Below are 21,984 nucleotides of genomic sequence, written 5' to 3'. Positions count from 1 at the left end.
CCGCAGGTCTATATATCCATTCTACAGGCCCGAAGGGCCGCAGGCCTAGCGATGTGCAGCAGTGGCCGTCAGGCCAGACCCAGCGGGCGCAGCCCGCGCAGGGCCGAGCGAACAGCGAGCTGCGGAACGTAGCGCCGACGAGCGTAGCGAGGCGGAGGCCCCAAAAAAATAGAAATAGAATAGGATACTATATTATAGCTTATGTACCTTTGTGGAAACTACAACTGCGATGAAATACCCTCTCCTCTTTCTTTTTCAGTTTTTGAGTTTTTGTCTATTGGCCCAAACGGGCTCTATTCGGGGTAAAGTTAGTGATGCCGAGGCGGCCAAGCCTTTGGTTGGGGCTTTACTGCTATTGGAGCAAAATGGGCAACAACTCAAAGAAGTACAAACCGATTTAGATGGCAACTTTGTCATTTTGTCGGTACCTGCGGGCGTATATAATTTAATTTGCACCCATCCGGAGGCGCCCAAACAAGAAATAAAGGGCATGACAATTCGGGAGGGCGGCATTCGCTTGGCCTATTTCCGCTTGGGCAACCCCGATATAGATTTGGGCGGTAAGGCCGAGGAGAACCATCAGAGCCAGAACCTCAATCGCTACTCGGCTCAAAGTATGCTCTTGCGCAGAAAAAGTAGCCAGCAAATTATAGAAACCCTAGCCGCCGAATCTGTCTTTCACTCTGGCGATGAAGACCTCAGTAAAGCTTTGCGCCAACTGCCCCAAGTTCATGTAGAAAACAACAACCAACTATTTATTCGAGGACTAGGAGGGCGCTATGTGAAAACCCTACTCAATGGGGCCGAACTGCCCAGCTTGGACCTTAATAATAGCCTAATTCAACTGGACCTTTTTCCAACCACAATTATAGACCATATTATTTTGGAAAAAGGCTATTCGGCAGAGCAACTGGCAAGCTCGGGCACCGGCATTATCAATATAGAAACCCGCCGCTTTCCAGAACAACAGCAGTTGCAGGCACAAATTCATTTTGGCTTACATCAGCTATCGAGCTTCAACCCCAACTTTATAAGCTATGAGGGGGGCAGTTTAGATTTTATCGGCTTGGATGATGGCAGCCGAAGCCTGCCTTCTGATGTTTTGAACCTGCCCGATAATCCCTCTTCTAGAGACCTCACCCTAGCCTTGCGCAATAGAAGCCTGACTTTTCCGGCCAACTTTAGTACACAAACAAATATGCCCGGCCCCAATCTGGGCCTCAATTTCTCTATCAGCCGCCGAAAAGACCTTAAAAAAGGCCGCTCGATTAGCTACGCTTTTGTGGCACTCTTCAAGCGCTTTTCTATGATGTATGAGGACGGTTACGCTGCTATGCATCACCTAGTTGGCGACTATGCCGCCAACTATGAGCTAGAAAATCAACTGGAGCTCAGCGACCAATTTTATCAGGAACAAACTCGAGCTAATCTCTTTTTTACGCTCTCCTATAAGAGCCGCCGCAACCGCATCTCTTTGGTGATTATGGATAACTTTGGAGCCCAAAAAAGCTATCGGGAACTAGAAGGTCTGGGCGGAAGATATCAGTTTGCATCGGGCTTAGGTGAAGATACTCGCTACCGCACAAAGAGCTGGGATTTTGAACAGAAGAATATTGCCGCCTTGCAGCTTTTGGGCCGGCATCTCCGCCAAAATGAAGCCCTAGAAATTGATTGGACCCTCTCGGCTAGCCTCTCCAATAATAACCAACCCGACCTCCGCTACTTTAATGAGGTCTATAGCGTGAATACCTTTAGCGGAGAAGAACAAAGCTACAGCATTATTGAGGGCGCAGGAGGAGACCCCCGCCGTTTTTACCGAAAGATTCAGGCCTTTAGCGGAGAAGGACAACTCAATGTTAAGCGAAAGTATAAACAAAAACGACTCAAAAGCCTGAGCTGGGGATTTAGAGGTACCGCCAAATACCAATACTTTGATGAACGCCAATTGTACTATTCTACTCGCTATTTACCCTATACGGGCGGGGGAGCAGCCAATTATATTCAAAGCAGCAACTACATCAATTGGTCCGATAGCACAAACAGCCTTGTCCCAGGCATCTTCATCGAAAATGCCTATGATTCTACCAATAATTATGTGGCCTTAGAGCTCCTTTTGGGCGGCTATGCTTCTAGTCTCTGGACCCTCGGGCCAAAAACACAGCTAGAGGCGGGCTTCCGCCTAGAAGGCGTCATCAACGCCTATACAGGCTTCGATCAAGATAGCATTTCGGTAGATGGGCTCAATATGTATCCCGTCCTTTTGCCTGCCCTGTCACTTCGGCACGAACTAGACAAAGATATGCTTTTTCGCCTGGCCTATTCGGCCACAATTGCCCGCCCTTCTTTGCGAGAACTTTCGGCCTTTACCTCTTTTGACTATATGGGCGACTACCAAATTACGGGCAATTTGGAGCTGGCCAAACAGCCTACGCATTTACAACATCTCGATATCCGCTGGGAGAATTATGAGGGCCAACGCAGCCTTTTGGCCGGGGGCTTTTTTGCCAAATACCTACAAAATCCTATTGAGTTGGCTACCCTCAGGCCTGGCTTTAGCGACCAAATGCAGTTTCGAGCCGCTCCTTGGGGCTATCTGCTAGGCATGGAAATTGAACTGCGCCAAGAACTAGGCATGCTGGGCAAATGGGGGAGCGCCTGGTGGATGCAGTTCAATTTTAGCTACATCTATGCCCGAGCCAAAATTACCGAGGAAGAACTAGACTTTATGCGCCTAGAACGAACCGATGCCCCTAGTTTTCGCCCGCTTTTTGGCCAATCACCCTATAATTTGAGCATTCTCTTGCAATATCAAAATAAAAAGTTAAACTTTGAGGCCAACCTCGGCCTGCAGGTCCAAGGCGAACGCCTAGCTTATGTCATTTATGGCAATACCCCAGACATTATCGAGCAGCCTCGCCCCAACCTAGATGTTCATCTGAATAAACCCCTAGGCCAGCATTTTGAGCTCCGTTTTTCAGTGCAAAACCTCTTAGATAGCCCCTTTTTGCAAACCCAAACCTTCAAGGCAAGGGAGTACGCTTATCGGCAGTTCAATTGGGGCCGTAGCTTCAATTTTGGCTTCTATTATAAGCTGTAATTTTTTGGGGCCTCAGCAGCAAGCTGCTGCGGGCTGTCTCGCAGCTCGCTGTTCGCTCGGCCCTGCAGCGGCAAAGCCGCTTTGGTCTGCCGCCTTCGGCGGCCCTGCTGCCCATCCCTAGGCCGCTCAACTATTAGCTAACTCTTGGCGCCCATCCTTGGCCCGCTAAATCATATATCGCTCTAGATAAAATCCCCCCCCCTTATGACCTCTCGGATACTTTTAGCTCTCCCCCTTTTATTGTTGAGCCTGAGCCTCTTGGGCCAAAACAACCTAGGCGACTCCGTAATGCAAGCCCGAAAAGCCCTGGCAGAAGTCGAATTGCTCAACTCTAAAGAACATCCCAATTATGCCGAAAAAGCCATGGAACTGGCCCTGCTCTATTATCGCCAAGACCTAAGCGATGAACCCGATAGCTTGGTGGCCCAATCCCTAAGAGTCTTGGGCCGAGAATATGGCGAAGCCTCCAACAAGTTTCAAAGCCAATTGGCCAAATTAGAAGATGAAAAAGCTTGCTTCCTCTATAGCAACTACCAAATCGAAAAGGCCAAATATGCCGATGGAGAAAATAGCCTGGCCCACCTCAAAGCCTTATGCGAACAGGTGAAATGTTACCTCACTATTGTAGATTATGACGCACATGATATGGCCGTCGTAATCGCCCAACAATTAGAAGAAAACCATCCCGAAGAAGATTTAACCGAGTTTTTGGCCTTCCTGCCCAAAAAATTACGCCAATTGGTCCTGCTCCAACGCTCCTTTGAACGCCAAAGAGGCGAAAACTTTGAAGATTTATCAGACCTGATTGAAACAAAAGCACAGAATAAAACCGAACGACTTATTCTACAAGATATTAGCCTATTACTCTATAAGGCCCTTTTGATCGAAAGTGAGTCTGCCCTCTATTACGGAAGTAAGTTTCAGTCCTATATGCAGCTAAGGGAACAAATTCTTAGCCTACAAGAAGAAGGACTAGCGGCTGAAGCCAGAGGCATTGAACAAAAAATGCCCTCCGAAATGCAACGCTTTTTTGCCCAAGAAATGGAGGTCCGTGCCCTACTCGCTAAGCATGAAACCAATAGCGAAACCTTCTATAAAAAGTTTAAGGCCTTCATTGATGCTAGTGACCAAGGCTATGCCTATGAGTTTACCGATGTCAATATTACAGAAGAAGTAAATGCCGTATTAGCAGACCTGAAAAAATATCATGGCGGCCGCAAAGCCACTTTCTATTATCAGTTTAAGTATATCAAAGATAGCCAGCGCTATAGCGATGGAGAAATAGAACGCCGCAGCCTAGCCGAGGAGCTAGAAATCATTCAGAAAGAAAATAATGGGGATGTTAGTGAGGAGGAACTAGATGTCCGCCTAAAAATGGCCCTGCTAGCCGTTAAGGACCTAGACGAGGAAGTCGCTTTTCAGTCCTTTCAGGACCTAATGTCTGCCGCCCTAGATAAAGACTTCGATGAGATCGATTTTGACGCCATAATGGCCGATGATTATATCCCCGATGATAGCCCCGATACCGAAGAGATTTACTTGGCTAAAATCCCACAACCCTGGCGCGCTATTATGGAGGAAGAGACCAAAATTCTCATTGCTGGCTTTGATGAAGACCCCAAACTTCCCTTTTCTAAGGTAGCCGCAGGAGTCCAACTGATTAAAGCCGGGATTCTGGTCTATGAGAAAGGCTTCAAGTATATTAAGGAGGCTATCCGAGAAGTAAAACCCAAGGATGAAGAGGCGCTCGTTCAGGCCATTATTCCTATTCTAGAAGAACGCCCACTAATGTTCTATGATGATATTTATAAGACCGCTGTAGCCCATTTATCTTTGGCCAGCAATAGAGCATTAACCGCCGCCACCCTAGAGTTTATTCGCAAAGAAGAGGGCGGTATCTACAATGATGAGTATGCCGATATCTTGGCCATGAAGGCCCGCTATCTCTATGATCAGGAAGATAGCGAAAAGAACGGTCTGGCTGAAGAAGCCCTAACCACCTACGAACAAGCACTCATGATTTATGAGAAAACAGAGGGTATATCTATTTTTTATGTAGAACTACTAGAAAAAATTACCGATAAGCTCCTTAAGGATGACCGCTGGGAGGTGGCTAGTAGCCAACAACTTTTTGAACGCCGCCTAAAAGGCTTCGAACTGCAAGATTTAGAGGCCTATATGGGCCGCTACTTGTTGGCCTATCAGGATTTTGCCAATTGGCATTATGATAATGACCGCTATGTAAAGGCCGAGGGCCTCTATAAAAAAATGCTGCTCCGCCTAGCCGATGCCGATGAATTTGACCGACAAGTAGTTAATGAAGCCGAAGTCTATTACCGCCTAGGCCGTATTTATCGCAAAACAGGCCGCTATATTGCTGCCTATGAAGCCCTGCAAACAGCCCAACAAAAGATAGCCGAGCCTAACGGCCTTTTGGTCCAAATTCTAGATGATTTTGGCCAAACACTACAAGCCCTAGAAGAATACCAAGAGGCTAAGGATTATTTTGACCAAGCACTTGTCTTGCTCCTAGAACTCGAAAGCCAAGGCCAGATTAACCGCAGCAGAAAATTTAAGGATGCCCTGAATTATATCAAAATCCTTCGCCACCAAGGGAAGGCTATGCTCGAAGAAGGAGAGTATGAACAAGCCAATGATATCTTTAAACGAATTATGGCCTATGAGGAACAGTCTAGCTTGCTCGACTTTAAATACGACGCCTCTCTACAACAATTGCTGGCCCTTTATTATGACCTCATGTATGAAGACGAAAAAGCCAAAAAATATCAGAAAATGGCCCTTAAGGGCTTAAAAGACCCCACAGAATTGGCCGACCTTCATCTTCAAATTGCCAGTTTTTACCAAAAAAGAGAACAGCTAGAAAAAGCAGAGGTCCAATATCTAAAAGCTTTGGATATTGACCTAAAACGCCTAGAAGATAGCTATAATGATTTGCCCGAAGAGGAACGCCTAGAGTTTTTGCGCCCCTTGGCCAAACGACTCAATGCCTTTTTCTTGTTTGTGGCCCAAAACCCTCAGCCCAATTTGGTCCAAATAGCCCTAAATGCCCACTTTAGAGTAAAGGGCTTGGCCCTAGAAACGAGTAGCAATATCCGCCAAGTTATTTATGCTTCCGATAATGTGGTGCTGCAAAATAACTTTGAGAAAATGCAAAATCTCAAAAAAGAGGTGGCCCGCCTGCTCAGCCTTAGCCCCAAAGAACGAAAGGCCGAAGGCGTACAACTAACGGTCCTAGAAAAAGAAATTAAGGACCTAGAAGAACGAATTAGCCGAGACTCTAAACCCCTAAGAGAGGTCTTTGAACAAGAAAATCAACAACTCAATCTGGCCCAACTCAAAGAGAAATTAGGAGAAAATGAGGCCGCTGTCGATTTCTTGCGCCTAGAGCGAAGCGATGATTATGGAAATATTAGCGCCCAGTATTATGGAATGCTCATGCGCCCCGAATGGGAAGGACCCAAAATGATCCCCCTTTGTCTAGAAAGCGAATTGGCCATGAGCCTGCAAAATGAAGTATCTCCTGCTGGACTCAACTATATTACAGATGATCTAGAGAGCAATAATCTCTATTTTATGCTCTGGGAACCCATGGAAAAAGAGCTGGAAGGAGCCAAAACCATCCATCTCTGCCCTACCGGATTATTGGCCAAAATTGCCTTTGCCACCCTGCGAGTAGATGATTTTTCTCGCCTTCGCCTCATGGACCGCCACGATATTATTTATCATAGCGCTATGCGAGACCTTCTCCGAGAACAAACCGCTAGCCAAAAGGCCAAAATCTCTTTGATTGGTGGAGTGAAATTTGACCTCAGCCAAGCCGAACTAGAAGTAGTAGCCGAAGCACAAAATGTAGAGCTGCCTTTTAATAAAATTAAAGAGGGAGACTTTGAGATTCCAGACTTTGGAACCTTCAATGAAGAGGCCCTAGCCGCCAATTTACCCAGCCCCAAAGCCGGCGCTAGCCGTGGCGAAGACTTCCTTTATTTGCAAGGAACAGAAAAAGAGGTGAACCAAATTGCCCAACAGTTTCAGACCGAAAGCTGGGGCGTGAATAAAATTATGGGCCTCAATGCCCTAGAAGAAACTGTAGTAGAGCATATCAACCGAGAAGAGCCCAATATTTTGCATGTAGCCACACATGGCTATTTTTTCCCCGCACAAAAAGTAGAAACAGACCTACGCAAGGCGCTAGCCCAAAAGAAGCAAGAAAAAACCTTTGAAGAACGCTTGGCCGAAATCGAAAATCCGCTCTTCCGCTCGGGCTTGGCCCTCACCAATATTAACTATGTCTGGAAAGGCCGAGCCCCCATCGAGGGCCTAGCCGATGGGATCTTTAGTGCCTATGAAGTCTCTAACCTCAATCTCTTCCAAACGGAATTGGTGGTCCTTTCGGCCTGTGAAACAGGCCGAGGCGATATTGATAACAATGAAGGAATTATGGGCCTCCAACGGGCATTTAAGATGGCCGGCGCCCAACGCCTGATCATTAGCCTTTGGAAGGTGCCAGATGCCCAGACCTCTGAGCTAATGCAGCGCTTTTATCGCCACTACTTATCCTTAGGCAATTATCATAAAGCCTTCCGACTGGCCCAAGACGAAATGAGAGCACAGTATAGAAACCCCTATTATTGGGCGGCCTTTATTCTGCTCGAGTAAGCTGCGCCCCATGGCCTAGCGCTGCGGAGCGGGTGGCCAAAGGCCAGACCGAGTTTTTTTGAGCAAAGCGAAAAAAAACGAAGGGCCGAGCAGACCTGCGAGCCCCGTAGCATAGCGGCGGCCAAGCTAGGCAAAGCCTAGCTGGCCGCAGGCCCCAAAAGTACATCCAAAACAAACATTCATCATATTTAATTTCAATTGTATGAAACCCTATCTCCATTATTTTGCAGCCCTTTTGCTGCTCTTTACCCTAAGCCCTTCCCTTGAAGCCCAGATGATTCATGACGCCCGAAAAATTCGGGAAATGATTGATGAAGACGGGATGTTGATGACGACAAAATCAACACAATCAGAACTCATTAAGTTGTTGGCCTATAACTTGGACCGCCCCCTAGCTAAGTCGGCTAGCCAGGCCGATGTACTAGAAGCCTATGAAGACAACCCCTTTATTTCGCCCTATTTGGACCTAGTGATGGCCGAGGAAGACCGAGGCGTAGAGGGTGACGGACAGCGAGCACTTGGTGGTTTGGCCGGAGCCGCTAGCGGTTTGGGCATGCCTGGCTCTACCTTTATTATGGGCCTAACCGATTTTTTGGTCAATCGGACCAAACAAGAATTGACGATCGCCTTTTTTAAGGATTTTCAGAAAAAAGTGGAAGAATCTGAGGAGATGCGCTACCTCTTTCCCACTACTTCAGCCGTTTTGCTCCAAATTGATAAGGACATTTACCGCTTTAATGCCTTTTGGGAGGTCTTGAGAGAGAGCTTTTTGACCGACCTCAATGACCTAGGCTACCACCTAGATGATTTTGTGCAAAATTCTTCTCGCATCAAAAGCCCCATGCAGCGCCATATGATGAGCGACTTTTTTAAGGTGGGCGAGCTCTTACAAGAGCAAACTCCTCCCGCTCAAATTGTGAGCTATATGGCTGAAGATGCCTATTTGCACGTCCTTACCCCAGAGGATGATAGCGCCGCTTTTGTGCCCGTGATGCAACGCAACCTCAAGCTATTGGGCTTGTTCTCTAAGGCCTTGGAGCAAAAAGACCAATCGGGCTATTGGGTGACGCCCAATGAGGTGGTGGACCTTGTTCGCGATACTACTTTCAATGATATTTTCTTTGGCCTACTCTACCAAAAAGGAAAAGATTATCAAATTGATGAGGAGAAAACATTGGGCGAAAGCCTTTTGGACCTCCGTGGCGATAACCTTAAGATGCGCTCGCTGGTCAATAACCTCAAGCGCTTTGTCGATGAAGGCAAAAATGTACAACGCATTGCTAAGGATATTCGCGCCAGAAAAAATGCCCGCCGCCGTGCCAAAGGAGGCGCTACCCTAGACGAAAGCCAGAAGGAACTGGAGTTTGATGACTACTACCATTTTACTCAGGGAGTCTCGAATATGCTGCATGAAGGCTATAACTTTAAGAAGCAGCTGGTGGGCGCCACTACCGAGCAAGATAGTATTGTAGACCGCTATTTGGGCATTGTGGGCGACCTCAATACCCTGGGCCTCAATATCCGCAAGAAGCATTATACTTCTGCCGTGATTAACACTTTGGTCATTATCGAAAAACTCTTGCCCCAAGACGATTATGCTTGCGAACGCAAAAATTTGATGAAGTACGGTAGCTTTATCGCTACGGCGGTACAGGCCAAATCCTCTAAGGAAGTGAGCCAGGCTATTTCAGCCTTTGCCTTGCCTCCCGGCGGCTCTGCGATCAAGAAATACTCTCGTTTTAGCGTGGCCATCAATGCCTATGTGGGCCTTTCTGCCGGCCAAGAACACTTAGACGGTATCGGAGCAAGCAGCTTTTACTCTTTGGCCACTCCCGTTGGCGTAAGCTTCAACTGGGGCTTCAAAGGCGCTGGCTCGATCAGTATTTTGGCCTCGGCTATCGACCTTGGCGCCCTGACTACCTTCCGCTTTGAGGGCGAAGGCGAAGATAATGTGAGCGAATTACCCGAGCTAAAGATGGAAAATGTCTTTGCTCCCGGCGCTTACCTCATTTATGGAGTACCCAAATATCCACTCTCTATTGGGGTGGGCGCTCAGTTGGGCCCCAACCTCAGAGAGGTAACCAATGCTAGCCTCAATATCGATAAAACTAGCGGCTGGCGCTGGGGCGCATTTATCGCCGTCGATATTCCCATTGTGAGCCTTTATAGCTCCAATAAATACTATAAAAAATGCTGCAAAAGCTGTAACCAATAGATAACTCAAAGAGAAGTACTTCACTAAGTGCTTCTCTTTTTTTTGGGGCCCGCGGCCGCCCCAAATAGGGCGGGCGGCCGCCGCTATGCTGCGGGGCTCGCAGGTCTGCTCGGCCCTTCAGGCGCCACTTCGTTTCGCCTTCGGTCTGGCCTTCGGCCACCCGCTCCGCAGCGCTGGGCCATGGCTCGCTGCGCTCGCAGGCGGCTTCGCCGCCTTCCTAGACCAAAAAGGCATAAAATAGCCGCATAAACTCCCTAAACTATGCGCTAGTTCTTTAACTTTGCAGGCAGTTTGATGTTAAAATCAAAAAATAAACTATCCGATGAAAAATATGTCTAAAATATGGGCCCTCGGGAGCCTGTCGCTCAGCTTTCTATTAACCGCCTGCTTTGCTATCGAAAATGGCCAAGGCTTTCAGCAAATTGCACCCGGCGGCTGGCGAGCGGTCTTTATGTTTGGAGAAGGAGAAGATGCCGAGCGAGTGCCTGTCCTCTTTAAAGCCATCAGCAGCGAGGAGGTCGATAAACCCCGCCTGCTTTTCTATAATGGAGACGATAGCGTCTATGCCGATAGCCTCCGCTTTTGGGGCGATACCCTCTTTGTACACTTCAAAGAAACCGAAAACTACCTCCGCCTTATTCGAGAAGTAGACCTGATGGAAGGTAATTATATGGTGAAAGGCGCCGCCGCCAAAGGTAAGGACCTCCCCATTAAACTATATGCTAAGTTTAGCCGCCCACATCGCTTTAAGGATCTGCATATGGAACCCGCACATGATATCAATGGAAATTGGGCCTTAGATATTTTGGACCAAGAAGAAAATCTAATTCCAGGACAGCTTAGCCTGAAAACAGACCAAAATACGGTTTATGCCGAGCTCAAATCAGGCATTAGCAAAAGCCCCATTCACTTAGAAGGCACTATCCAAAAGGACCAAATTAGACTTTCTGCCTTTACAGGAAAGGAACTGGTTTATATTTCGGCAGACCTTAGAGATGCCAATACCCTTGGTCGAGCTAAAATTCGATACAATCAACTAGAATACGCCTGCTCTGCCAAAAAAATGAATCAATAATGTTGTTGTTTGCCTTATTAGCCAGTTTGCTTTTGGTCGGTTTGGGAAGCTATTTTTTGCTAGCCCACTGGAACAAAAGACAAGAAAAGGCCATGCAAATACAATGGCAGTTTCTGCTCGACGAATATGCCCTCCAAAGCCTAAGCGCAGAGGAAGATGAGGCCTTTTTTCGCCTAGCCGCCAAAGGCCAACTGGCCGGCTTTCCACTCTATATGGAACAGTATAGCCGTAGCAGCAATAAAGCCGATAGCTATCAGTTTTTTGCCGAGCTAGAGCTGCCCCAAACTGCGCCTAAAACTTATTTGGGCCAAGAAACCCTGCTTAGCCAAATTCAAGCAGAATTAGGCTGGATCGATATCCAAATAGGAGAGGCCAAACTAGATGAACAGTTCTTGCTCCGCTCAGAAAATGAGGCTTTTGTCCACCAACTACTCGATGAAGAACTGATCCATCAACTCCTGCGCCTAGAGCGGCAGTGGAAAGGGCACTTTGAATGGGAGGCGAATAAACTCCGATTTGAAGCCTCTGCCATTTTGCTAGATGCAGAGGACCTGAAATGGGCCAAAGCTATGCTGAACCTCCTGACACTATTGGCAAAAAAAACTATTAAATAGTCGAAAACTACCTTTTTGTCGAATATAAAGGAATTATCTATTGACTAAAGGGAAAGCTTAAGGCCATGGCAATATTTTTGAAGAAAATGTTAAGGAAATTGCCTATCTACTAAGCAATTAAGAATAATTCTACGTTCTAGTAGTATACCTAATAACTAGAGGCTTTATTTTTATACCTTAGCTGCTCAACGCCCTACACCTATGAAGTACATATACGGACCTTTTGTCCTCCTCTTGCTCTGTCTGTATAGCTGCCAGCCAGAAATGAAAGATGCAGCAGCACTTAGTCAAATTCCTACAGAAAAGGAGTTGGTAGAACGCCCAATTTTATCGCCTAGCCCTATAGCCGATAGTGTCTCTCTTCGTTTAGAAATGAAGGAGCACTCTATTGAAATTGCCATGAAGGAAGAAGAGTTGGGCCAAAAGAAATTATCGGCAGAGCGCTTGGCCGCTTTGCGTAACTGGTGGGAGCAATTGCCCGAAAATGTGCAGCAGCAAATCCAAAGAAAAGAGGTAGAATTAGAGCTGGTCACGCAGCTAAGCTCTACCGATGAGGCCAAAATGCAGCCCGAACAAACGGACCCACAAATTGAGCAAACCGGTGAGGCCCTAGAAGAAATTATTGGCAGTAGCCCAGAAATGACCTTTAAAGTAAATACTACTTTGCTCAATAAAACAGCCGAACTGGCCAGCACAGAGGGCTCTACTTCTATTCATATCCTAAAAAAGGTATCGACAGACTTGAAGAGTTTTGATCGTGAGGTCTATTTGACTACGGCTAGCATTCGTCAAGCTAATTTGCAAACCATGCAGCAATGGTGGGTCAGTTTGCCCGAAGATGTACAGCTTAAAATCCAACAAAGTGAGTTGAGAGTCGATCTTAGTGCGGTGGCTTTGGACCGAGGCCTTGAGTCGGCAGAGCTCCTCGGCGAAAAGTCACATCAGCAGGCGCTCTTGATGGGCGATTTGCTGCAACAAATTGTGGGTTTTTATCGCCAAGATGGACAAAATTATCCCTTGGGCCGCATTCGGACTCAAGCGCTCATTGAGCCCTATCAAGAAGAGATGAAGCTAGACGAAAATGTGAATAGCCTGATTCGAATACAATTGCGCCCAGCCAATGAATTACCCGCTGGTCCAATTTAAACGCCCAGCCGCATTAACGCAAAGCGAGCTCAGCCATTTGGCTGAGCTCGCTTTTTTGTTGGCCTAGCGCTGTGGAGCAGTGCGGCGCAGCCGCAGACCAAAGCCCAAAGGGCTGCAGGGCCGAGCGAGTAGCGAGCTGTGCAACATAGCGCAGCAGCTTTAGCTGCTGAGGCCCCAAATCTTTAATCTATTACTTTGCCTCGAACCAAAGCGGGCTATCATCAAAGCGTTGGCCATTATAATTGAAGCAAATCTCTTGACCGGGCTCAATATCCTCGCCCGCATAAACATCAATAGATTGGCCATCTTTATTCATCTGATAATAGGCGTTGGGCTGATAGGAATGGTTGTACAAAGAGCCGTAACCCAGGGAAATAGCGGCCTGTTTGCCTTCTTTGTCCCACAAAAAATAGTAATCGTGCAAAAAGGTCTGATGAATCTTTTCTCGGTCGTCATTGGAGAGGACCAGGACGGGGCAGATCTCGATGAGGGTATCTTTGGGAATATAATCGGCGGTAAAAACGCCTCGGCCCCCCTTGGGGCTATCCTTAAAATAGATAAAGTCTAATCGTTGCATCTTAATCGGCTTGATTTGGTCCAGAACTAATACGGCTTGCTCGCAAAGCGGGCAAATAAGCGGCCCCAGTTCCTATAATTAAAACGGTAATAATGACAATCAGGAAGTCGCTTAGGCGCATGCTCACAGGGTAAGATTGGACCACAAAGTTGCTGCCGGCCCCTTCTAGAGCCACCAAGCCAAACTCTTGCTGCAAAACACAAAGCAAAATGGCCATCAGGCAGCCGCCAACAAGGCCAAAGGCAGAAAGCAAAAAGCCCTCGGCCAAAAAGATATTGCGCAAAAGCGATTTTTGGGCGCCCATGGCCTGCAAATGGGCAATATCGGCCTTTTTTTCTAGGACCAGCATCCAAAGCGCGCCCACCATATTGAAGGCGACCAAAAGGAGGGTGAAGGCAAAAATCAGAAAGCCCACCCATTTTTCCATATTGGTGATTTTATAAAAGGCCTCGTCTTGTTGGTAGCGGTTTTGGACCTTAAATTTTGGGCCCATAATCTCCTGAACGGCAGCTTGAACGCTCTGCTCATTGGCGCCAGGCCGCAAGCGCAGCTCTAGAGCCGAAATTTCGCCCGCCTTATAAGCCAATACATCTTGGACAAAAGCCAGGGGCAAAATGGCCATATTGTCATAGTCAATTTGCCGAACTGCATAAATGGCCCCCGGATAAAAGTTCCGCTTGCGAAAGGGCTCTCCCGTTGTGGCTGTATACTTTTTGAGCTCTCTTTTGGGCATAAAAATCTTTACAGGCCGATCGCGCAGGGCCCGAACCCCTAAGGTATGCTCCAAAGTAGCGCCGAGCAAGCCCACTGGCTGGCTATCATCGGCAAAGTCTTTGGGCAAAGGCCGCTTGCCCCGCTCAATGCAGGTATCCAAGCTCAAGACCTGCCAAAAACTAGGGTCCACCCCCTTTAGACTGCCCAAATTTTGCCGGCCCTCATACTCAAAAAGGGCAATTTCTTCTAAGGTTTGGCTAAGGGCCAAAATATCGGGATGATCTTGCAAACGCAAAATTTGCTCTTCTTCTGGAGAAAAAACTTTGCCCGCTATAGGCGAGACCAACAGCTCCGGTTTGAAGCTATTCATCAGGCTTTGGAGCAATTCTTCAAAGCCATTAAAGACCGACATAATGACCAATAGGGCCATACTCCCCAGGCCAATCCCGAAAACCGAGATGGCAGAGATCAAATGAATGGCATTGGTCGATTTCTTAGAAAAAATATAGCGCAGGGCAATCCAAAAGGCTAAACGCATAAGTTGGGGAATTTAGTCCTCTTCACGGTCCTGCTGCGCCTCTTTCATCGAACGCATCGTATTTTGTTTTCCATTGATTTGCTGAAAGAGCTTATCGATCTCTTCCACCTGGTCCAAGGTGTCATCAATAAAAAACTTGAGGCGAGGAATGCGGCGCACCTGCTTGCGAATGCGCTTGCCCAATTCGGTCCGCAAACGCACCAAATGTTCCCACATTTCCTTAATGACTTCCTGCTTGTATACACTATTATATACGCTGAGATAAACATAAGCAATGCCCATATCAGAGCTCATGCGCACCCGGGTAACGGTCACCAAAGCATCGCCATAAATGAGGCGGCCTTCATTTTGGAGGACCACAGAAAATTCTCTTTGAATCATTGCAGCTACTTGCCGCTGTTTTATCGTTTGCTGTTCCATTTCTATTATTATTTTATGCTGGTTTTGGGGCCTGCGGCCAGGGCGGCCTTTGGCCTCCCTTGGCCGCCGCTATGTTGCGGGGCTCGCTGCTCGCTCGGCCCTTCGCTGGCTTCGCCAGCTCGGTCTGCCCCTGCGGGGCACCCCTACACAGCGCTAGGCCAATAAACGCCTGGCCAATGGGCCAAACGCAAAGGTAAAAAAGAGCGGGCAGCTTTTTTAATTTTATCCTTCAGAAGCTTAAAGCCCCAAACGCTCTTAATACTGACGAGCATTTTTAAGGCAGCATTGCTTGTACTTTTTGCCACTGCCGCAGGGACAAGGGCTGTTGCGGCCCAGTTTGCGCCCATTATAGCCCATCATGGCTTGGGCCGCTAGGCGAAAATGCTGTTTGGTATCTTGTTGGAAAATCTTTTGCATCAGCTCGTAAAGCTCGGGCTCTCTTTTTTGCATAACTTCGGGCCGCTCAAAGAAATATTCGCTGGCCACGGCAAAAAATTCTACCTTATTGGTGGCCCCATAAGGATTCATATTCGATTTGCCCGCCTTGATGTTCTCAATTTCTTTGTGCATGACCTCTAGCCAAGGCTCCAAATATTGGTTTTGCAAAAAGACCTCGGGCACCCCATCGTAGTTGCCATCGGCGGCATCTAGCAAATGAGCAAACTCATGAATGCCCACATTGAGCTTATCGCCAGAATTTTGAAAGCCAGAAATTAGGGCCGGTTTAGAGAGAATCATCATGCCCTCCATAACGCCCGTGCCCACCATGCCCCAAACAGAGCGGCCATGGCCCTGGGTGCGAAAATTTTTATCAAAAGCAGCTGGATAAATAAGGATTTCGCCCAGGTTTTCATACTCCCAATCGGGAAAGCTAAAAACGGGAATTTCGGCGCTGGCGGCAGCAAGGACCAAAGTGAGGTCATCTACCTCTGTTTTGACGCCCGTTATTCGGGTTTCATGCAAAAAGATTTGGATTTCGGTTTCAAAGCGTCGCTTATCTACTTCAGAAAGCGCACGATAAAAGGCCACATATTCCTCTAAAATCTCCCGCCATTTTTCGGGAAAAGGCGTGTTTTCTAGCTTTTTCCGCTCTCGGTATTTTTTGGTCAGAATGCTATATATATTATAGCTGACGACAAAGTTGGTCAGTATGAGTATAATTAAGATCTCGGGAGTAACGGCACTAACAAAGGTAAATAGATGAAAGGTCGCGCTAATAATAAGTACAATGGCTAGGGATAGCAATTGATTGATGCGGATTTTTTTGGCAGAGAGTAGCATAGGCAAATCTAAGATGAGGCTTGGAGTTTGGCTTGAAAATACCGCTTTTAGCTTAAAAACTGCTAGTTTTGCCCTCCAATATCTAGTTTATGATTTATACCGTATTGCGCCAGTTTGTTCGATTATTGCTCTTTGGTTTTTTTCGCCGGATGTATTGGCGACAAAAGCAGAGCTTGCCCAAAAATGGGCCTTTATTGATTATTGTCAATCATTCGACCGCATTTACGGAAATGCTCATTTTGGGGGCATTTCTGCCCCGCTCTATTTATTATTGGGCCAGGGCTTCGGTTTTTACTAATCCTTGGGCCCGTTGGTTTTATCGGCAAATTCACATTTTGCCCATCATGCGGGCCGAGGAAGGGCTGCGGAAGTTGGATCAAAATGCCTCGACCATACAGCAATCTCAGGCTTATTTAAAAGAGGGTTTGGCGCTGCTCATTGCGCCAGAGGGAAATTGCGTGATGGAAAAGCGCTTGCGGCATTTTCGGACGGGCACGGCACGTTTGGCACTTTCTACTTTGGCCCAACTACCAGCGGGCCAAGAAGTACAAGTTTTGCCCATTGGGGTCAATTTTAGCCATCATAAAAACTGGCGGGCCGAGGTCAAAATTAGCATTGGCGAGCGCTTTTCGGTCCGAGATTTTGAAGCAGATTACCAAAAAGACCCGCAAAGAGGGGCCAAATTATTGACCTATGCCATGCGAGAGGCTTTGGCCAAAGAAGTCATTTGGATAGAGCGAGAAGAGGATGAAGAACTGGCCGAATACCTCTACAGTTTTGCCCGTCAGGGCCAGGGCCAAGCCAGCGGCTTCCTACAGGCCGATGCGGGCGCTTTGGCCGAAGATCAGCGCTTAACCGAGCAACTGAATGCTTTGGAGAAAGAGAAAAAAGCGCAGCATTTGGCCGCTTGTCGAGCTTATTTTGGCGCTTTGGCCGAGCATAAATTGCCCTTGGCCATTTTTCAGAAAAATCCAATTCCCCCCGTTTTATTTATATTGTTTTTACCGCTCTATTTGGCGGGCGGGCTACTTTCTTGGCCCTTATTTACGGCTATTCGGGCCCTGAGGGCGCACTTTATTCGCTCGCCCAAAAGTCAGCATTTTTGGGGCCCTATGGCCATCGCCTTAGCCTTAGTTTGTTGGCTGCCCTACAGCTTAATTTGGAGTGTTTTGGGCTTGATTTACTTTGGTGGCCTAGGTTTGCTTTTGCCTGTATTGGTCCTTTGCTTAAGCCTATTTTATGTTCGGATGCGAGATGTGGCCCTTTTATTTTTGGCCAAATTGCGCTGGATGAAATTGGGCGCTAGCCAAAAAGAAAGCCTGCAAGAGCGGGGAAAATCGCTATTGCAGGCCTTGCGTCAAGATTTTGATCTTTAGAACTGAAAAGTATCAATATCCTTCACTTTATTTTCGAACCAAGCAATGGGTTGTTGCGTCTTATTGCCTGTCCAAGTATCACATTTAAAGAAGTTGTAGAAGAGCTGTTTATTTTCTGCTCCAAGCTGCTTAAAGGTTTGGGCCAGTTTATTCTCGGCTTCATCTTCTCGGCCTTTTTGCCAAAATCTCCAGGCATAATAGGCTTCATCATGCAGCGCAATCAATTGTAAAAGCCGCTCATCGCTCAAGTAATTTTTGGCAAAGCGCTTAGCAATTGCCGCATGATGCTTAGACCAATCTCTTCTGGGGCGCTGGTTTTCCTCCAAATACTTAAAAGTATCGTGAATAATAGCAACCAAACGAAGATCTTGGCGCACATCTGCCGAAAAATTCACGGCATTGATATTGGCCAAAATATCTTGGATATGAAAAAGAATTTGCCCCTCGGGATGGCCAGGTCGAGGCTTACCCCAAAAGGCACCACGCAGCCAAGCCGGATCCATTAAGAGAATCTGCTCTAGCTTGGTTTCGGGTTGAATATAATGCTCCAAAACCGCCCGCTGCCGGTTAACCGTTAGCGGAACATGAATAGGCCTGGGCGCTTGATAGTTGAGGTTGAACATAAAATTAGGGCGTAAAACTACTTGTCAGCTAAAAAATAAGGCCCAATAAGGGGCCAATCTGGTCTTTATTTAGACCAAATATCTTACCAAAAGTTAAGTTTTCTTTAGTAAATTAAACGATCGTACAAAGTCTTTTAATATAGACGAAAAGAGGGGGCGATAGGTTCGATAAAACCTGCTTATTCCTTATTTTTATTTGGGGCTGCCCCGCCCTTCGGGCGGGTCGGGCTATGTCGCAGCTCGCTACTCGCTCGGCCCTGCGCTTTTTTCGCTTTGCTCAAAAAGCTGGGTCTGGCCCTTCGGGCCACTGCTATCTATCCCTCAGCCGCGGGCCTTCGGCCCTTTGTAGTGCGCAAAATAGAGCTGTATACGATAACAAAATTTTGACAATTAGTTGATTACCCAATAAAAATGCCTATATTAGAAACAACTAGTAGCGCCAAAAGCACTACTATTTTTTTATACAATTTTATAAATTAAATAAACGTACAATCAAAAAATGAAAAAAGTCTTTTTTCTCCCCCTTTTTTTACTGCTAGGGCTTTCTTTATCGGCGCAAAAGGCGGCATCTTTTAGCCTTTTAGATTTTCCTTATACGGATGTGCACTTACATTCTGCGCTCAAGCCGTTCAACTCTCTGGATGTTTGCAGTTATAGTATTTGGGAGCCGATCAATCATAATTGTGAGGGCAAATTATCTAAATTATTTGTGAGTAGCTCTAAGGAGGTTCCGCGCTATTCCCAATGCCATTTTGAGGGCTTGATGCAGGGAAATGTGGGTCTAGGCTTTTTATCGCTTACGCCTTTAGAGAAGGGAATGATGCATGTGCGTTTGTTGAATGAAAAGAAAAAGGGCAAGGGGACCATGGCCTGTGTCTCAGGAGTAGAGATAGAGGATATGCCTTGCCGTAAGGCCCAGATTAACTACTATGAAGATTTGCGGGCCAATATTGAGTATGTGCTAGAAGCAGAGGGCCAAAATTACTATATGCACGCCATACCCAAGCAATATGAGGTGGCCAAAAGCCGGGAGCATCTGCAAGAACTCTTGGCCGATGAACATAAATTGGCCATTGTATTAAATATAGAAGGGGGGCATAGTTTGGGTCTTTCCTTAGAAGAAAATGACATTTCTCAAACAGAAGAGTATGCCCAGTTCTACTTAAAGAATGTAGACCGCATGAAAGGGGTTTTGCCCTTAACAGAAGGACAGGAAGATTATTTGGAGCAGCCTATTCTGAGTATGAACATCAATCACTTTTTCTGGAATGGCCTTTCGGGGCATGCCAAAACCTTTAGCGGACTACAAACCTTTGTTTTTGGAGGCAAAAAAGGAGTAGGAGATGGGCTGACCCCCTTGGGCAAAAAAGTGATCAAGAAAATGCTAGACCAAGAAAATGGTCGCCGCATTTTAGTCGATGTAAAACATATGAGCCTAGATGCCCGCCTTTGGTATTATAGCTATCTAGAAGAACTCCGCAGCCAAGGAGATACCGTAGGCATCATTAGCTCGCATTCTACTGTAGCTGGCTGCTCTATTCATGATAAGGCCTTTAAGCGCAAAGACAATAAGGCCAAAAATAAACATGCCTACCTCAATCGCTGGACCATCAGCCTAGCGGATGAGGATATTCGCCAAATTCATCAGTCTAAGGGTATTGTAGGCATCATGCTCGATAAATACCGCCTGATGGGCAATAAGGCCAAAAAGGCCGTAGAAGAAACCGTAGAAGGCTCTGCCCAAAGAAGAAAACTCTATGTACAGGTCATTATGGCCAATGTTTTTGCTACCGTAAAGGCCGTAAACGAACCCTCGGCCTGGGATATATTGGCCCTAGGCTCTGACTTTGACGGCATGATTGCCCCCTTTGAATGCTATGCTAGCTCCGCCGATATGCCCCTTTTGGCCCAAGACCTTTATGCCTTTTTGCAAGAACCAGAAGCTATCTTTGATCTCTTTACTAAAGAAGAAGTAGAGGCCCTGATGTTTGACCTCAGTCCAGAAGAAATTATACGCAAATTTATGTACGAAAATGGACGAAACTTTGCCCTGCGCAATTTGCCTAGCGATTCATCAGAAGGTTAAAATTCAAAACTTTATATAGATAAATAGCCTGATTTGCATTCTTTTAAGTAGAATTACGTCAGAAAGGCCAATATTTTAGGCTAAATGCCGTTATTGATAGATGAATAGAAATTAATTATGGGTTAAGGTGACCTAAATATTTGGAAATCTGACTTTTGCCCCCTACATTTAATGTAGAATTCTATTTTTATCATTCTTAAACTAATGCATTATGAGAATCCTAACCGCTGTACTTGCATTTGTGCTCGCTTTTAATAGCTTCGCATTTGCTGCACCTCAAAATGAGGACAAAATGGTAGCTGTTGTTCTACTTATGGACAATGGTGATGACAAAGAAGTTGTAGCTACTATCTACACTAGCCTTATGGCCGCTGAAAAAGTAGCCAAAGTAATGAACATCGAGATGATCGCTTCTGATGATCCCGTTGAAAATGATGTTTTCGTTTTCTCTCTAAAATCTGAAGAGCAGAAGGACGTAACCATGAAAATGTTCGATGAAGAAGGTTATGAGTTGGCTGCCCACCGTGTGATGGACCTTAATGAAGGTAGCAACTACAATGCACTTAATGTAGAAACTCTTGATGACGGAACTTACATGTTCCAGATCACTGATGAGTCTGGTGCTGAGCTTAACCGCAAAGTAACTATCAAGCGTCAGTAATCTCCTGTCGTCTGAAATGTATAAGGGGTAGCAGTTTGTTCTGCTGCCCTTTTTTTGTGCTCATACTTGGTCCTTTTGCGGTTTTGCAGGCCCGAAGGGCCGCAGGCCTAGCGATGCGGCGGGGTGGCGCGGAGCGCCAGACCAAGGCGGCGCAGCCGCCGCAGGGCCGAGCAGACCTGCGAGCCCCAAAGCCTTTCTATTACCCACTTTTATTTTATGTGATCTGTCCAAGCATTTTGGCCGTGTCATACATAATGTAAAAACGCTCAAGTCCTTTCTCTACTTTTTTAATGGAAGCCGCATGTTTTATTTTCTTTACAATACCATCAAAGCCTCCGAGCGAGGCTATGACCCAGTAGGCCCAAGCCATTGATTTAGAGTTAAATGGATTACTATTGTAAGGGCTTCTTTTTTCTCCGTCTAGATGTTCTACAAAAATAGTCTCGAGAAAATCAACCTCTTTCTTAGTAAAAATAGTAAGCGCTGAAGTCTCATTATCTTGGTTTAATCCGGCCTCTCGTAGCCTAAGGATCTTGTCTGATGCACTAATTGCCATAAGTATCATTTTGCGGATGGCGCCTCCATCTCTTAAACATATGTTTTCAATATCAAAGCCATCTGATTTTAAATATTTAAAGTATGTTTCAATTCTCCACCGCTGTTGATAGCAGTTAAGTAAATCTAAAAGCTCTTCTTCTGTGTCTACAGACTCGTTGGTAAACAGCCGCCAATAGATTCCTTCTTCTTCTCGATCTTCTTTTTTTAGATAGGGATTAGGGAAAGCTTTAGTAGGGTCAAAAGCCTCTATAACATTTATATACATTGGCTCTGGTCGAGGTTCGCCAATTATATATTTTGAAGATTTTGGAACCTTTAATAGGGTC

15 protein-coding genes are annotated in these 21,984 nt (G+C 46.4%); 9 read left to right on the top strand and 6 right to left on the bottom strand.

Annotated features, from left to right (window positions below):
- Positions 1 to 229 precede the first annotated feature (229 nt).
- From SAPGRDRAFT_RS06600 to SAPGRDRAFT_RS06570, 6 genes are all read left to right on the top strand, one after another.
- The gene (locus SAPGRDRAFT_RS06600; protein WP_002658178.1) at positions 230 to 3,097 is read left to right on the top strand and encodes a TonB-dependent receptor; all 2,868 of its coding nucleotides are present in this window, start codon (positions 230 to 232) and stop codon (positions 3,095 to 3,097) included.
- Positions 3,098 to 3,301: 204 nt separating this feature from the next.
- Positions 3,302 to 7,774, top strand: a complete 4,473-nt coding sequence (locus SAPGRDRAFT_RS06595; protein ID WP_002658176.1) for a CHAT domain-containing protein — start codon at positions 3,302 to 3,304, stop codon at positions 7,772 to 7,774.
- 202 nt (positions 7,775 to 7,976) lie between these two features.
- Positions 7,977 to 9,989 (top strand): hypothetical protein, encoded by a 2,013-nt coding sequence (locus SAPGRDRAFT_RS06585; RefSeq protein WP_002658174.1) that lies wholly within the window; start codon positions 7,977 to 7,979, stop codon positions 9,987 to 9,989.
- Between the two features lie 331 nt (positions 9,990 to 10,320).
- Positions 10,321 to 11,064, top strand: coding sequence for a redoxin (locus SAPGRDRAFT_RS06580; RefSeq protein WP_253271282.1), 744 nt, complete (start codon positions 10,321 to 10,323; stop codon positions 11,062 to 11,064).
- On the top strand, positions 11,064 to 11,678 hold the full coding sequence (locus SAPGRDRAFT_RS06575; RefSeq protein ID WP_002658170.1) for a hypothetical protein: 615 nt from the start codon (positions 11,064 to 11,066) through the stop codon (positions 11,676 to 11,678). Before SAPGRDRAFT_RS06580 ends, SAPGRDRAFT_RS06575 begins: the two co-directional genes overlap by 1 nt.
- 201 nt (positions 11,679 to 11,879) lie before the next feature.
- Positions 11,880 to 12,824 carry a hypothetical protein gene (locus SAPGRDRAFT_RS06570; protein WP_002658167.1) on the top strand — a complete coding sequence of 315 codons (945 nt, stop codon included), beginning with the start codon at positions 11,880 to 11,882 and terminating at the stop codon, positions 12,822 to 12,824.
- A 190-nt stretch (positions 12,825 to 13,014) separates the two neighbouring features.
- Here the strand turns inward: SAPGRDRAFT_RS06570 and SAPGRDRAFT_RS06565 are convergent, their stop codons facing one another.
- The 4 genes from SAPGRDRAFT_RS06565 to SAPGRDRAFT_RS06550 all read right to left on the bottom strand — a co-directional run bounded on the left by SAPGRDRAFT_RS06565 (position 13,015) and on the right by SAPGRDRAFT_RS06550 (position 16,354).
- Entirely contained in the window at positions 13,015 to 13,401 is a 387-nt protein-coding gene (locus SAPGRDRAFT_RS06565) for an SET domain-containing protein (protein WP_002658166.1), read from the bottom strand.
- 1 nt (position 13,402) lies between these two features.
- On the bottom strand, positions 13,403 to 14,653 hold the full coding sequence (locus SAPGRDRAFT_RS06560; RefSeq protein WP_002658165.1) for an ABC transporter permease: 1,251 nt from the start codon (positions 14,651 to 14,653) through the stop codon (positions 13,403 to 13,405).
- A 12-nt stretch (positions 14,654 to 14,665) separates the two neighbouring features.
- Positions 14,666 to 15,073: a 30S ribosome-binding factor RbfA gene (gene rbfA / locus SAPGRDRAFT_RS06555; RefSeq protein WP_002658163.1), complete on the bottom strand. Its 408-nt coding sequence runs from the start codon at positions 15,071 to 15,073 to the stop codon at positions 14,666 to 14,668.
- A 255-nt stretch (positions 15,074 to 15,328) separates the two neighbouring features.
- Positions 15,329 to 16,354 carry a M90 family metallopeptidase gene (locus tag SAPGRDRAFT_RS06550; RefSeq protein WP_002658162.1) on the bottom strand — a complete coding sequence of 342 codons (1,026 nt, stop codon included), beginning with the start codon at positions 16,352 to 16,354 and terminating at the stop codon, positions 15,329 to 15,331.
- 89 nt (positions 16,355 to 16,443) lie between these two features.
- Here SAPGRDRAFT_RS06550 and SAPGRDRAFT_RS06545 point away from each other — a divergent pair, with 89 nt between their 5' ends.
- Positions 16,444 to 17,730 carry a 1-acyl-sn-glycerol-3-phosphate acyltransferase gene (locus tag SAPGRDRAFT_RS06545; protein ID WP_002658160.1) on the top strand — a complete coding sequence of 429 codons (1,287 nt, stop codon included), beginning with the start codon at positions 16,444 to 16,446 and terminating at the stop codon, positions 17,728 to 17,730.
- On the opposite strand, the gene SAPGRDRAFT_RS06540 is transcribed toward SAPGRDRAFT_RS06545, so the two are convergent.
- Entirely contained in the window at positions 17,727 to 18,353 is a 627-nt protein-coding gene (locus tag SAPGRDRAFT_RS06540; protein WP_002658158.1) for a hypothetical protein, read from the bottom strand. The two genes, SAPGRDRAFT_RS06545 and SAPGRDRAFT_RS06540, sit on opposite strands and share 4 nt — an antisense overlap.
- Positions 18,354 to 18,852: 499 nt before the next feature.
- On the opposite strand from SAPGRDRAFT_RS06540, the gene SAPGRDRAFT_RS06535 reads away from it, so the two are divergent.
- Complete coding sequence (locus tag SAPGRDRAFT_RS06535; RefSeq protein ID WP_002658156.1) at positions 18,853 to 20,439, top strand: hypothetical protein; 1,587 nt, start codon at positions 18,853 to 18,855, stop codon at positions 20,437 to 20,439.
- A 211-nt stretch (positions 20,440 to 20,650) separates the two neighbouring features.
- The gene (locus SAPGRDRAFT_RS06530) at positions 20,651 to 21,100 is read left to right on the top strand and encodes a T9SS type A sorting domain-containing protein (protein WP_002658154.1); all 450 of its coding nucleotides are present in this window, start codon (positions 20,651 to 20,653) and stop codon (positions 21,098 to 21,100) included.
- 214 nt (positions 21,101 to 21,314) lie between these two features.
- Here the strand turns inward: SAPGRDRAFT_RS06530 and SAPGRDRAFT_RS06525 are convergent.
- Positions 21,315 to 21,984, bottom strand: a 670-nt coding sequence (locus SAPGRDRAFT_RS06525; protein ID WP_002658151.1) for a transposase, incomplete at its 5' end; no start/stop codon positions are given.

Source organism: Saprospira grandis DSM 2844 (genome assembly GCF_000275825.1).
Taxonomy (GTDB): Bacteria; Bacteroidota; Bacteroidia; order Chitinophagales; family Saprospiraceae; genus Saprospira; species Saprospira grandis_A.
Note: the sequence above shows the minus strand (reverse complement) of the source record. Positions and strands in the feature narration are given on the sequence as shown.